The following is a 12,701-nucleotide window of genomic DNA, read 5'->3' as shown; positions in this document are numbered from 1 at the left end:
GGCGGCTACTCTACGGTGATCGTGATCACATCTGATACGATCGGCGTGGAATGCGGCACATGGCCCGCATCACCCAGCACCAGCTGCAGCGTATGCTCTCCGGGCGGCAGTTCGATGGTTGTCTCGGTCTGACCACCGCCAAAGTGCACATGGTTCTCATCCGCTGGAATGCCCAGCTCGAGTTCCTCCGCACCGAACTCACCCTCTCCCAGGGGCGGGCGGTTGATGAACAGATGGTGATGGCCGGTATTCTCCACTTCGGCTCCAGCCGGGGCGACCCCCATGCCCCGCAGGCCGAAGATCACCTGCACCGGCGATGACACCGTCGCGCCATCTTCAAGATTGACGAAATAGAGCTCCGCATCCGGGTTGGATGGCGTTTCCCCACCCGCAATGGCAGCGCTGGCGGCCAGTATCCCGGCGGCAATTGTGGCGAACAGTCGTGTCATGTCGTCTCCTCCCAGATCAAGCTCACTCCGAAAGATATAGACCAAATGGGCCGTTTGTCGAAAGGCCCGACCCATCCGGCCCCGGGGGAGAGCCGCACCCGCGCGGACCTGCAAAACCGCCGAGGTGTCACACTGTCCCGCGATCCATTCAAAAACCGTGATACTGTCTTACCTCCGCCGCGTTCCTGCCCAAATTCTCCGCCATATCCGGTCGCGGACCCGACAGACCAAAGAAGGGAAGGCCATGGACCGCCTCACAGAAATGGAAGCTTTTGCCACGGTGGTTGACCAGGGCGGCTTCACCGATGCGGCCAAGAAGATGGGGATCTCCAAATCCGCCGTGTCCAAACATGTGTCCTCGCTCGAAGCGCGCCTGGGTGCGCGCCTGCTCAATCGCACCACGCGGCGGGTCAGCCCCACCGAGATCGGTCTGGCCTATTACGACCGTGCCCGGCGGGTCCTGAACGATGCAGGCGAAGCCGATGCGCTGGTCACGTCGATGCAGAGCGCGCCTTCGGGCCTTTTGCGCATCTCGGTGGCCACGGACTTCGGGGTGAACCACCTCTCACCGGTCTTGAGCGACTTTCTGTCGGATTTCCCGGACATCACTGTGAACATGGTGCTCAACAATCGCTATGTTGAGCTGATATCCGAAGGGTTCGATATGGCGATCCGTATCGGCGAGCTGGAAGACAGCTCCCTGCGCGCCCGCAAGCTGACCGAGACAACCAAACGGATGATTGCGAGCCCGGAATACTTCGAAAAATACGGCCGCCCGCAGAAGATCGACGAGTTGAACGCCCATAAACTGCTGCACTATTCGAACCAATCCTCCGGCAACGTCTGGAAACTGACCGCCCCCTCGGGTGAGAAACGTCAGGTCCGCACTGCAGGGTGGCTCAGCGTCAACGACGGTCAATCGCTGCTGAACGCCGCCATCTCCGGCCTTGGCATCGCCTATCTGCCCAGTTTTCTCTATGCCGAGGCCATGGAAAAGGGCCTCGTCGAGGACGCCATCCCCGATCTGCCGGTCGAAACCCAGGGCATCTACGCGGTCTACCCGCCCGGGCGCTTCACACAACCGAAAGTGCGCGCCTTCATCGACTTCCTCGTGCACGCCTTTGCCGAAAAAGGCCCATCGGACTGGTAACGTCAGACAGGTCCACGCAAGGCCTATCCCGCGACAAGCGGCACCTCTCCGCACCAATACGCGTCGCTATCGTCAGTCGACATTGAGCAGGATCGCCTCGACGCGCCGGTTTTTTTCGCGCCCCTCCGGCGTCAGATTGGTCGCCACAGGCGCGAGGTAGCCCATGCCTTCCGCATCGAGCCGGTCGGGATCAATCTGATACTGATCAACCAACCGCGCCCGCACCGCCTGAGCCCGCTCCCGGGACAGGGTGATGTTGGGCGCAAGCCCGCCGACGGTATCCGTGTGCCCGACCAAAGCCACGCGCAACTCGGGCCGCGCGGTCATCAATTCCGCCAGCCGGGTCAGAGAGCCGAAGGGCCCCGGACCGAGCGCTGTGGTGCCGGTATCGAAATCGAGATCGTCGAGGACCACGAAACCATCACGCAGAAGGTTCGGCGGCGCGTTCGAGGCTGCTTCGGCGACGGGTGGTGTCACCGGTGCCACCGCCACCGGCGGGCGCACCGCATCTCCGGCGGCTGTGTGGATTACCTGCACATAGGCAGACGCCGCGGTTGCACTTGTCAAGACGGTCAGAGCCTCTTCAGGATCGCCCTCCTTACCCTTGAACGCCGTCAGATAACGGAAGGAGCCGATATTGACGTACATATTCGGCCCCGGCAGAACCTCGACGGCAAAGCGAAAATCGAACCCGCCACAGGCACGGTTGCTGCACTCAAACACGATATCATAGCCAAGCGCTTCGATCTGCTCCCGCACCGGCGCCATCACCTGCAGGGGCGTCAGACCGCCGGTGCCGATCCGCCAGGCGCGCCGGGTTACCGCCCCCTCCAGTCTGCGGGACGGCACAGCACCGCCGGCGAATGCGCCTATGGGCGCCTCGAAACTGTCCAATTCCGTCGCACGTTCCACCGTCATCTGCGCGCCAGGCGGGAGCGTGAGGTCCGCCGCCCACCCGCTGCTCACGCTGAGCGCACCTGCGAGGCACCAGGCTGCCGGGCGCACCGTCATCTGGCCTGGGCGTGATAGTCGTCGTTGGGCTGCATGGCTGTCGCACTGGCCACCCGATTGGTCATGTTGAAGAACGCAGCCACACTGACGATATCCCAGATGTCATGGTCCGTGAAGCCGACCTGGCGCAGCGCATCGCGGTCCTGCTCCTCAATGGTCGCACTCGACGTGGTCATCTGCGCGGCGAAATCGAGCATCGCGCGCTGGCGCGCATCGAGCTTGGCAACCCGGTAGTTCATCACCAAGACTTCCCCCAACTGCGGATCCCCGGACAAGGCCCGCACCGCCGCCCCATGCGCCACCAGACAATAAAAGCACTTGTTGATCGAGGACACCACCACGGCGATCATCTCCCGCTCCAGCTTGCTGAGCCCCGAGGGCGCGAGCATCAGGTTGTTGTACATCGCCGTGAACGCATCGAGCTTTTCGATGTCGAAGGCATAGGCTCGCAGCACATTGGGGATCATACCCAGCTTCTCCTGGCAGACATCGAAATATGTCTGTGTCGCCTCCGGAAGGGGTTCGACCATCGGCAAATTCAAAGCTGTCGGGAGGGAATTATCCGCCATATCAGGGCACCTTCTGCGCGTCTTTCTGTCGATAATGGTACTGCCCCACCGTCTCAAAGCCCAGAGAGGAATAGAGCCGGTTGGCACCTGTGTTGGCCTGAGTACACAGGACGGAGATCTGTTGTGCCCCGCGGGCCTGGGCCCAGAAGGCCGCCGCCCGCATGACCCAGCTCGCCACACCCTGCCGGCGCTGCTCGGGCAGGATCTCCACCGCATGCACCATGCAGATCTCTTCATGAAGCGCCGCGAAGGCCGCACCCGCAGGCCGTTCATTCCAGCGCGCGAGGATTCCCGTCTTCTCCCCAGCCCGCGCCATCACGTCGAGCCGCGCAGGGCCGATCCCGCCCTTGGCCCAGATCTCTTCCATGATCGCCAAAGGTTCCCAGATGCAGAACGCCGTGACGCGCGGCACCGGCACATCCGTCAGCCGTGCGATAGGGGCGAGCCAGATGTTGGTGGGATCGACCACGCCATAGCCGCGATCCGCGAGGGCCGCGTCGATCTCTCGGTCCTCCGGGCGCAAGGTGAAGAGCAGGCTTTGCCCGCGCGTCGTCATCGCCGCCTCGGCGACCGGGATGTCGGAGGGCTGAGCGACATTCGTGGCGGAGGTCGCCGACACCCGCTTGCCGCCGCCCTGCCCATCCCGCAGGATCCACGGGCCGACGGGCGTCCGGCTGGCGGCAGGCCACGTCGCATCGACCGCCTCGAAAAGCGGGGCCAGTGTCATTCGGGAAACGTCTCGGCCAGCCGCTCTTTCACCTGTCGGACCAATGCCGCATCCGCACCGCGGATCACCACATTCGCACCATAGCTGCCGTTCTTCTGCTGAAACGGGTAGCAGCCCAGGCTCAGCATCGGATATTCCTCCGCGAGGGCGCCGAGCGGTCCCGCAATATCCCCCTCGCCACGATGAATTCGCAGGGTCTCCGACACAAGCGGCGCGCCACCCACCAGTTGAGGCAGGAGCCCCTCGACCATCGCCTGAAAGACGGATGGGACCCCGGCCATGACATGCACGTTCTGCAGCGTGAAGCCGGGCGCCGCAGAAACCGGGTTGTCGATCAGCGCCGCCCCGTCCGGGATGCGTGCCATCCGCAGCCGCGCCGCGTTCAGCTCCGTCTCGGAGCTGGCATAATGCTGCTCCAGAAGAGCGCGCGCATCGGCGCGCACGTCGATCGGCGCGTCAAAGGCCGCTGCGATGCAATCGGCGGTGATATCGTCATGGGTCGGGCCAATACCGCCACTGGTGAAGACGTGGTCATGCGCCGCGGCCAGAGCCTGCACCGCCGCGATGATCGCCGCCCGGTCATCGCTGATGACGCGTACCTCGCGCAGGTCGATCCCCGCCTCGGTCAGTTTGCCCGCGAGGTGATACATATTCGCATCCCGCGTCCGCCCGGAGAGGATTTCATCTCCGATCACCATCATCGCAGCCGTGGGGTTGGGCATGGGGTCTTCCTTGCGTCTCGCCTTCGCGCAGGTATAGACCCGGCCTCATGCGCTTTCAAACCGATCTTGTCCCCGCCCGCCTGACCCGCCGTTACAAACGCTTTCTGGCCGATTGCGTGCTGGAAGGCAGCGGGGCGGAGATCACCGCCCATTGCGCAAACCCGGGCTCCATGATGGGCCTCGCGGAGCCCGGAACCCGGGTTTGGCTCGAGCCCAATGACGACCCCAAGAAGAAGCTCAAGTACGGCTGGCGGCTGGTCGATCACGAAAACGGGCATTTCACCGGCGTGGACACCTCGCTGCCCAACAAGGCACTGAAGGCGGCGCTCGAGGCCCGGCAGATCCCGGCGTTGGCCGACTACGGCACGGTGCGACCAGAGGTGAAATACGGCACGGGCAGCCGTATCGACTTTCTGCTGCAGGAAGAGGGCCTGCCGGATGCCTACGTGGAGGTGAAAAGCGTCACACTGTCACGCAGCCCGGGCGTGGCCGAATTCCCCGACAGCGTGACCGCCCGCGGCGCCAAGCATCTGACCGAGCTTGCCGGGATGGCCAAGGCCGGCCATCGCGCCATCATGCTCTACCTCGTCCAGCGCACGGACAGCACCCAGTTCACGCTCGCGTCCGACATCGATCCGCGGTATGGTGCGGCGTATCGTACCGCTCGCGCCCAAGGCGTTGAAACTTTATGTTTCGGCACCAATATTTCGCGTCAAGGCGTCGACATCTCAGACGCACTCGATATCCGGATCTGACGGCCTCTGGCTCTCAGGTCTTTCACGCGTTACAAGCGCGCCAAAAGTCACGATGGAGCAAATTCGTGGACGAAGACCTTCGCAGCCGCCACACCAAGGACGGCATCCGCATCTACGACCCAGCCGATTTCGCGGGCATGAAGGCCGCGGGCGCGCTGGCCGCACGCATCCTCGATGATGTGGCCGAGCTGGTTTTTGTGGGCCAGACAACCGGTGCCATCGATGATGCCATCACCAAGATGGTCGAGGAGGCAGGCGCCACCTCCGCCACCATCGGCTACAAGGGCTACAAGCACGCCAGCTGTATCTCGGTCAACCACGTGGTCTGCCACGGCATCCCGGGTGACAAGCGGCTGAAGGACGGCGACATCCTCAACATCGACGTCACCGTGATCGTCGATGGCTGGTTCGGAGACACCAGCCGCATGTATGTGGCGGGCAAACTGCCGCGCAAGGCCGAGCGGCTGATCCAAGTCACCCATGACGCGCTGATGATCGGCATTGACGCGGTGAAGCCGGGCAAGACCTTCGGGGATATCGGCCATGCGATCCAGTCTTTCGTGGAAAGTCACCGCATGTCCGTGGTGCGCGATTTCTGCGGGCACGGGCTGGGCCGGGTCTTCCACGCACCGCCCAATGTGCTGCACTACGGGCGCCCCGGCACCGGTGCCACGCTTGAGGAAGGTATGTTCTTCACCATCGAACCGATGGTGAATCTGGGCCGTCCCGAAACCAAGACGCTCGCTGATGACTGGACAGCCGTGACCCGCGACAAGTCGCTCTCCGCGCAGTTCGAACATTCGATTGGCGTGACGGCAGATGGGGCCGAGATCTTCACCCTTTCGCCCGGCGGGCTGTTCCACCCGACCTATTCGGTAGGTTGATCCTCAGCGTCACGACGCAGGATGGCCAAAAGCAGGGTGTCCTCGCCGAAGGGTTGGACCGCATCCCCGATGAAGACCGGTGCCGCGCGGCGCTTTTCCTCGGGCTGCGTGGTGGCCTGCGTCTCGATGAGCGGCCAGAAGAGAGAAACGGCTGAGGCGAACATGACCTTCGCCTAGCACATCAGACTGCTGTTTTCGACAGCAACGTGATATGCGTGTCGCCATAGCGCCGCTGGTCCACAAGCGCGAAGCTCTCCGGCGCGGCCATCGGCTGCGCCTCCTCCCATACCACAAAGGCCGTCGGCGCAAGCCAGCCGCCAGCCTCCGCCACTGCCAGCGCCTTCTCCCCCAACGCCTTGCCATAGGGCGGATCGAGGAAGACCAGATCGAAGGGCGCACCGTCAAAGACCGGCAGACGCAGGGCATCGCGTCGCAACAGCGCGGTTCTGTCGGCAACCCGCAGCTTGGCGATGTTCTGTCGGATCAGCCCCTGCGCTACGCGTCCGTCATCGACAAAGCTCACATGCGCCGCCCCGCGCGACAGCGCCTCCAGACCCAGCGCGCCGGTCCCGGCAAAGAGGTCCAGAACCCGTGCGCCCGCAATCACATCGTGATGGGTCAGCATGCTGAAAAGACTCTCGCGCACGCGATCGGCAGTGGGACGCAGATGCGCTGCGGTGTCGCCCTTACCGACGCTGGCCAACGGCGTCCCGCGGTACTGACCCGCGATGATCCTCACGCGCTCAAGAGCGGCTTCAGGTCGGCGTCCGCATCGGCCACCACCGACGGGTCTGCGCTCTTGCCCGCCTCGATCAACCGCTTGCCGATCATATAGGCCCGCGGGTCGTTCATGGCATCCACCGCCAGCAGGGCATCGCCGTCATAGTACCAGAAGGAGGCGCTCTGCCCGGCGCCGATGCGGCTGACCACATCCGTATAGCCGGTGTTCAACCCGGCGATCTGCAGTTTCACGTCATACTGATCCGACCAGAACCACGGCTTGGCGACATAGTCCTTGCGGGCGCCCATGATGTTCTCGGCGACCAGTTCCCCCTGGTCAATCGCGTGCGGGACACTCTCCAACCGGATCCGCGCGTCTCGATAAGGAAAGGATGCGCAATCTCCTGCCGCCCAGATGTGCGGCACCGACGTGCGTCCCTGCCCGTCCACACAGATGCCATTGTCGACCTCCACCCCCGCAGCCTCGGCCAGCGCGGTGGCAGGCGCAATGCCAACCCCCACAATCACGAAGTCGACCTCAAGCTCAGTACCATCGCTCAGCACCGCCCCACTGACCGCCCCATCACCGGTGAGCCGGTCCAGACCCACCCCTTCGCGGATCTCAACACCGTGCCCTGCGTGAAGCGCCCGGAAGTAATCGCTCGTCTGGGGGGCCGCGACCCGCTGCAGGATCCGCTCCGCCATCTCGACCAACGTCACCTGCAGCCCCTGCTTGGCGGCAACGGCGGCAGCCTCCAGCCCGATGTAACCGCCGCCCACGATCAAAACGCGGCGCTCTGCCTGAAAACGCGGGGCCATGGCGTCCGTATCGGCAAGGTCCCGCACACAGTAAACGCCATCGAGATCCCCCCCGATGCTGGCGGGCAGGCGGCGCGGGACCGATCCCGTGGTCAGGACCAGATCATCATAGCTCAGCGTCTCGCCGCCCAGGTGCACCGACTGCTCGCCGGGGAGGATGGCTGTCACCTCCGCACCTGTCCGCAGCGTGATATCCTGCTCGGCATAAAAGCTCTCAGGGCGCAGAAACAGCCGTTCCAACGCCATCTCACCCATGAGATATGCCTTGGACAGCGGCGGACGTTGATAGGGCGGCACCGGTTCCGCACCAATCAGGGTGATCCGATCCTCGCAGCCAGCGTTGCGCAGTTTGGCGACGCAAGACGCGCCCGCCTGTCCCGCCCCGATCACTACGATGTGGCGCATCTCGCCCCCTTCTTCTTGTTAAGGAATTCTCTGGCTTCGCCCAAGGCCGCACCCTATATCCGCAAGAGCGACAAACGCAATTGCAAGAAAGGCCTAGCACATGACGATATCACCGGGTGATCCGCTTCCCGACGCAACTCTGGTCCAATTGGGCGCGGATGGGCCAGCGTCCGTGTCGCTTGCCGACAAGACCAAGGGCCGCAAGGTGGTGATCTTCGCCGTGCCGGGCGCCTATACGCCCACCTGCCACTCCGCGCATGTGCCGAGCTTCATCCGCACCAAGGATCAGTTCGACGCCAAAGGCGTGGACGAGATCATCTGCATCTCGGTGAACGACCCCTTCGTCATGAAGTCCTGGGGCGAAGCCACCGGCGCCACCGCCGCAGGCATCACCATGCTGGGCGACGCGGACAGCTCCTTCACCAAGGCGATCGGCATGGACTTCGACGCGCCACCCGCCGGGCTGCACGCGCGATCCAAGCGCTATGCGATGCTGGTCGATGACGGGACGGTGACGCTGCTGCAGGCCGAGGAAAGCCCCGGCGTCTGCGAGGTTTCGGGCGGCGAAGCACTGCTCGAAAACATGTAAGACAAAGGCCGCCCGGGGCGGAGACGCTCCGGGCCGCCGCATAGCCGCCTACGCCCCGTGTCAGGCGTGCTGGTCGTCCGGGTCGCCGTCAAGGCCCCTGCGCGCCGCGCCATTTCCGGCGCTTTGATCCGCCTCGTCATCGCTCTCATCCGCATCCGCACGCACGATGGTGCGCGTGGGAAAGGGAATATCAATTCCGCCTGCGTCCAGCGCCTCTTTAACAGCCCGCTTCATATCAGCCTGATAGGCGAAGTACTCCGCCGCATCGACCCAGACACGCACCAGAAAATCGACCGAGCTGGAGCCCAGATTGTTCACCTGAATGAACGGCTCCGGATCGGATTTGGAGCGTGCGTCCGCCATGATCGTGTCCAGAATGATCTTTTGCGCATCGGCGAGGTTCACGCCATAGCCGACACCGAAGGTCCATTCCGCACGACGGGTCGGATTTGTCGAATAGTTGGTGATCACATTGCCCCAGACCTCTGAGTTCGGGATGATCACCTGCACGTTGCTGAGATCCGCCAGTTCTGTGAAATTCAACGTGATCGCTTTCACCGTCCCCATCTCGCCGCCAACTTCAACAAAATCTCCGAGCTTGACCGGCCGGAAGAGGATCAGCATGACCCCCGCCGCGACATTTGACAGCGTGCCCTGCAGCGCCAGACCGATGGCCAGACCAGCGGCACCGATGATGGCGACGACCGAGGTGGTCTGCACCCCAAAGGTGTTGAGCACGAAAAGAACGGCAAATCCCAGCACCACATAACGGACGATGGACGACAGGAAGTCGAACAGCGTGTCGTCCAGATGGCGGTGCTTCTTGCCCAGGTTCTGAATACGCCGCTGCAGCCAGGCAGAGACGATCCAGCCGATGATAAGAATGCCGATGGCTGCGAGCACGGAGCCCGCAGCGCTCAGCAGAAAGTCGAGGGTCAGCAGATCGGCAAGGGTCTTGCCCTGCCAGATTTCGGTTTGCAGTAGGTCTTCCATTGTTTACTCCGAGAGACTGTCCATCTTCCGTGCGAGCTTGGCGTCCAGCGCACTCAATCCGCCCACATCATGGGTGCTCAGCACCACATCGACCGTCTTGTAGACATTGTTCCATTCCGGGTGGTGGTCCCATTTCTCCGCCCAGATCGCCACGCGGGTCATCCACCCGAAGGCATCTGTGAAATCCTTGAAGACAAAGGTCTTCTGGATGGCATCGCGCCCATCGACCATCTGCCATCCGGCAGCAAAAAGCGGCTCCAGCAGGGGGCCGCGCGTCTCTTCGCTCAGTTTTTCCGTCATTCCTGTTCCTCAACTTGGGCTCGTTTGAAAGGCCCGTACTCCGTCAGCACCGTGATTTCTTCATCGACCGCCGCGCGCTCGGCCTCCAGATAGTCGCCGATGGCTTTCGCAAAGCCCGGGTCATTCACCCAGTGCAGCGACCACGTGGGCTGTGGCAGATAGCCCCGCGCCAGCTTGTGCTCGCCCTGCGCGCCCGCCTCGACCCGCGCCAATCCCTCCGCGATGGCGATGTCGATCGCGCGGTAGTAGCACAGCTCGAAATGCAAGCAAGGGTGATGCTCGGTGCATCCCCAATACCGGCCATATAACGCCTCGGCGCCGAAAAAGTTCAACGCACCCGCCACCCAGCGCCCATTGCGTTCGGCCAGCACCAGCGCCATGTCGTCGCGCAAGCTCTCCTGTGCCATATCGAAAAACTGACGCGTCAGGTAGGGCGTTCCCCATTTCCGTGCACCTGTGTCCTGATAGAAGCGCCAGAAGGCGTCCCAATGCTCCGGCTCCAGCGCATCTCCCGTGAAGGTCCGGATGGTGCCGCCGAAGGCCTGCGCGCGGGCCCGCTCCTTGCGGATATTCTTGCGCTTGCGCGAGCTCAGGCTCGCCAGGAAGCCGTGAAAATCCGCATATCCGTCGTTCAGCCAATGAAACTGTTGCGTCTTGCGCAGCATCAGCCCCATGGCCTGCCCGCGCGCCGCCTCTTCCTCCGTGCAGAACGTCAGGTGCAGCGAGGACAGACGATTGTTCTCCGCCAGTTGCACCGCCCCCTGGATCAGCGCCGCCGTGCCCGTCTCTTCAAATCCCGGGCGCACCAGCAGCCGCCGTCCGGTGGCGGGCGTGTGTGGCACCGCGACCTGCAGCTTGGGATAGTAGCGCCCGCCCGCCCGCTCATAGCCGTGCGCCCAGTTGTGATCAAAGATGTATTCCCCCTGGCTGTGCGACTTCGCATACATCGGCGCCACGGCGATCAACTGGCCTTCGATGCGCGCGGTCAGGTACTGCGGCTGCCAGCCCGTGCCCGTCCCGACCGAGCCGCTGTCCTCCAGAGCTCGCAGAAACCGATACGTCGTGAACGGGTCCGTGGGCCGCGCACCGCCCACAGATTCGGGGCAGGCACAGGCATCCCACTCCGCCGCATCAATGTCACGCAGCGAGGGCAGCACCCTGATCTCGATTTCCTGTTCCTGCATCGCGTCGCCTCTGCTCACAGCCTTACTTGTGCCCCGGCTGCGCGGGTTCAAGCGGGCAGCGGCGCGCGGTACTGCTCGAAGGTGATATTCTGGGCGATTTTGCGGGCCTTTGCCTCATCTTCCGCCGACTTTACCGTCCAACAGAGGATCTGCGCCCCCTGCGCCTTCAGCTCTGCCACCCGCGGGCGGTCCAGGTCGTGCCAGTTGTGGCTGATGAAGCTGCAGCCGGTGCGGTCATAGTCCGGGATCGCGCGCAGTTCGACGCGGCGGGCCTCGGGGATGGGCCAATGGGCTGCGTCGAAGGCATCGGTCACCAATCCGCGCGGCACCTCCGGGCACAGCTCCGCCATGCGCATCACCGCATGCGGGTTGAACGACATGACCGCCACAGCCCCCTCATAGTCTTCGAGCGCAGCCGCCACCGCTGCTTCCAGCGGCCCGACATCGGGGCCCAAAGCACCATCCTGGTCCTTGATCTCGATGAGCAGTGGCACCTGTCCGGCCACGAGCGAGATGATCTCCGCAAGATCAGGTATGCCCTCCGTGCCGCCTTTCAGCGGTATCTGCCCCAGCGCCTGTGCCGAGACGGCCCGAACAGCGCCCTCGCCCTCGGCGAGACGGTCCAGCGCATCATCGTGAAACACCATGGCCTGCGCATCGGCACTCATCTGAACGTCGATCTCGATCCCGTAGCCTGCGTCGATCGCCGCCTGCACGGCGGCGCGGCTGTTCTCGGGGCGCCCGCGGGCCACATCATGCAACGCACGATGTGCCAGCGGGCGACGCAGGAAGGCCTGCGGCAGCGCGACGGTCATCTGATCTCGAAAATCCCTTCGATCTCCACCGCAACGCCCAGCGGCAAGGACCCGGCGGAGACCGCGGACCGCGCGTGGCGCCCGGCGTCTCCCAAGGCCTCGACCAGGAAATCGGAGGCGCCGTTGATCACCTTGGGCTGATCCGTGAAGTCGGCAGTGGAGTTGACGAAGCCGGTGAGCTTCACGACGCGCACGAGGCGCTCGATGTCCCCGTCACAGGCCACCTTCACCTGCGCCAGAAGGCTGATCGCGCAGAGCTTGGCTGCCTCGGCCCCCGCAGGCACGTCCAGCTCCGCGCCCAGCTTGCCCGTCACCAGGCCATCCGGACCGTTTGAGATTTGGCCCGAGACATAGAGCGTACTGCCCACCTTCACGAAAGGCACATAGTTGGCGGCAGGAGCAGGCGCATCAGGCAGGCTGACGCCCAGGTCGGCAAGGCGGGAGGCAATAGACATGATGAAATCCTCTTAGATAGGTCCGGGCGTGCCGCGACACGCCCTGCGGGTCAAACTATGCCCAGACCGCGGCAATCCACAAGCGCATATGGGGGGCGCGGGCCTCCGCCCCGAAACGCCGGGCGCATCGCCTGATCCCGAGGCTAACCACCTT

At 63.8% G+C, this 12,701-nt stretch carries 17 protein-coding genes; 4 read left to right on the top strand and 13 right to left on the bottom strand.

Annotation, left to right across the window (positions count from 1 at the left end):
- Positions 1-5 precede the first annotated feature (5 nt).
- Positions 6-449: a DUF4399 domain-containing protein gene (locus Q1A71_RS07015; RefSeq protein WP_299673443.1), complete on the bottom strand. Its 444-nt coding sequence runs from the start codon at positions 447-449 to the stop codon at positions 6-8.
- 244 nt (positions 450-693) lie between these two features.
- Here Q1A71_RS07015 and Q1A71_RS07010 point away from each other — a divergent pair, with 244 nt between their 5' ends.
- Complete coding sequence (locus tag Q1A71_RS07010) at positions 694-1,599, top strand: LysR family transcriptional regulator (RefSeq protein ID WP_299673441.1); 906 nt, start codon at positions 694-696, stop codon at positions 1,597-1,599.
- 72 nt (positions 1,600-1,671) lie between these two features.
- Here Q1A71_RS07010 and Q1A71_RS07005 read toward each other — a convergent pair whose 3' ends face one another.
- Genes Q1A71_RS07005 through Q1A71_RS06990 form a run of 4 tightly spaced genes read right to left on the bottom strand, consistent with a single transcriptional unit; the run spans position 1,672 to position 4,628 of the window.
- Positions 1,672-2,565, bottom strand: coding sequence for an OmpA family protein (locus Q1A71_RS07005; RefSeq protein WP_299673439.1), 894 nt, complete (start codon positions 2,563-2,565; stop codon positions 1,672-1,674).
- 41 nt (positions 2,566-2,606) lie between these two features.
- A complete protein-coding gene (locus tag Q1A71_RS07000) occupies positions 2,607-3,179 on the bottom strand; it encodes a peroxidase-related enzyme (protein WP_299673437.1) in 573 nt (190 codons plus the stop codon).
- Position 3,180: 1 nt separating this feature from the next.
- Positions 3,181-3,906, bottom strand: coding sequence for a GNAT family N-acetyltransferase (locus Q1A71_RS06995; RefSeq protein ID WP_299673435.1), 726 nt, complete (start codon positions 3,904-3,906; stop codon positions 3,181-3,183).
- Positions 3,903-4,628, bottom strand: coding sequence for a molybdopterin-binding protein (locus Q1A71_RS06990; RefSeq protein ID WP_299673433.1), 726 nt, complete (start codon positions 4,626-4,628; stop codon positions 3,903-3,905). Before Q1A71_RS06990 ends, Q1A71_RS06995 begins: the two co-directional genes overlap by 4 nt.
- 47 nt (positions 4,629-4,675) lie before the next feature.
- Here Q1A71_RS06990 and sfsA point away from each other — a divergent pair, with 47 nt between their 5' ends.
- Together sfsA and map are read left to right on the top strand one after the other, a co-directional pair.
- Positions 4,676-5,383 carry a DNA/RNA nuclease SfsA gene (gene sfsA, locus Q1A71_RS06985; protein ID WP_299673431.1) on the top strand — a complete coding sequence of 236 codons (708 nt, stop codon included), beginning with the start codon at positions 4,676-4,678 and terminating at the stop codon, positions 5,381-5,383.
- A 65-nt stretch (positions 5,384-5,448) separates the two neighbouring features.
- A complete protein-coding gene (gene map, locus Q1A71_RS06980) occupies positions 5,449-6,267 on the top strand; it encodes a type I methionyl aminopeptidase (RefSeq protein ID WP_299673429.1) in 819 nt (272 codons plus the stop codon).
- On the opposite strand, the gene Q1A71_RS06975 is transcribed toward map, so the two are convergent.
- Genes Q1A71_RS06975 through Q1A71_RS06965 form a run of 3 tightly spaced genes read right to left on the bottom strand, consistent with a single transcriptional unit; the run spans position 6,252 to position 8,211 of the window.
- A complete protein-coding gene (locus Q1A71_RS06975) occupies positions 6,252-6,431 on the bottom strand; it encodes a hypothetical protein (protein ID WP_299673427.1) in 180 nt (59 codons plus the stop codon). The two genes, map and Q1A71_RS06975, sit on opposite strands and share 16 nt — an antisense overlap.
- A 17-nt stretch (positions 6,432-6,448) precedes the next feature.
- Entirely contained in the window at positions 6,449-7,006 is a 558-nt protein-coding gene (rsmD, locus tag Q1A71_RS06970) for a 16S rRNA (guanine(966)-N(2))-methyltransferase RsmD (RefSeq protein WP_299673425.1), read from the bottom strand.
- On the bottom strand, positions 7,003-8,211 hold the full coding sequence (locus Q1A71_RS06965; RefSeq protein WP_299673423.1) for an FAD/NAD(P)-binding oxidoreductase: 1,209 nt from the start codon (positions 8,209-8,211) through the stop codon (positions 7,003-7,005). Before Q1A71_RS06965 ends, rsmD begins: the two co-directional genes overlap by 4 nt.
- Positions 8,212-8,311: 100 nt before the next feature.
- On the opposite strand from Q1A71_RS06965, the gene Q1A71_RS06960 reads away from it, so the two are divergent.
- Entirely contained in the window at positions 8,312-8,800 is a 489-nt protein-coding gene (locus Q1A71_RS06960) for a peroxiredoxin (protein WP_299673421.1), read from the top strand.
- Positions 8,801-8,860: 60 nt separating this feature from the next.
- Here Q1A71_RS06960 and Q1A71_RS06955 read toward each other — a convergent pair whose 3' ends face one another.
- Genes Q1A71_RS06955 through Q1A71_RS06935 form a run of 5 tightly spaced genes read right to left on the bottom strand, consistent with a single transcriptional unit; the run spans position 8,861 to position 12,547 of the window.
- The gene (locus Q1A71_RS06955; protein ID WP_299673419.1) at positions 8,861-9,793 is read right to left on the bottom strand and encodes a mechanosensitive ion channel domain-containing protein; all 933 of its coding nucleotides are present in this window, start codon (positions 9,791-9,793) and stop codon (positions 8,861-8,863) included.
- Positions 9,794-9,796: 3 nt separating this feature from the next.
- Positions 9,797-10,093, bottom strand: a complete 297-nt coding sequence (locus Q1A71_RS06950; RefSeq protein WP_299673417.1) for a 4a-hydroxytetrahydrobiopterin dehydratase — start codon at positions 10,091-10,093, stop codon at positions 9,797-9,799.
- Positions 10,090-11,277 (bottom strand): GNAT family N-acetyltransferase, encoded by a 1,188-nt coding sequence (locus tag Q1A71_RS06945; RefSeq protein WP_299673415.1) that lies wholly within the window; start codon positions 11,275-11,277, stop codon positions 10,090-10,092. Before Q1A71_RS06945 ends, Q1A71_RS06950 begins: the two co-directional genes overlap by 4 nt.
- Before the next feature lie 47 nt (positions 11,278-11,324).
- Positions 11,325-12,092 (bottom strand): glycerophosphodiester phosphodiesterase family protein, encoded by a 768-nt coding sequence (locus Q1A71_RS06940; RefSeq protein ID WP_299673413.1) that lies wholly within the window; start codon positions 12,090-12,092, stop codon positions 11,325-11,327.
- A complete protein-coding gene (locus tag Q1A71_RS06935; protein ID WP_299673411.1) occupies positions 12,089-12,547 on the bottom strand; it encodes a RidA family protein in 459 nt (152 codons plus the stop codon). The genes Q1A71_RS06940 and Q1A71_RS06935 overlap by 4 nt, the downstream gene beginning before the upstream one ends.
- Positions 12,548-12,701: the final 154 nt, after the last annotated feature.

The organism is uncultured Roseobacter sp. (assembly GCF_947493125.1).
Classification (GTDB): domain Bacteria; phylum Pseudomonadota; class Alphaproteobacteria; order Rhodobacterales; family Rhodobacteraceae; genus Roseobacter.
Note: the sequence above shows the minus strand (reverse complement) of the source record. Positions and strands in the feature narration are given on the sequence as shown.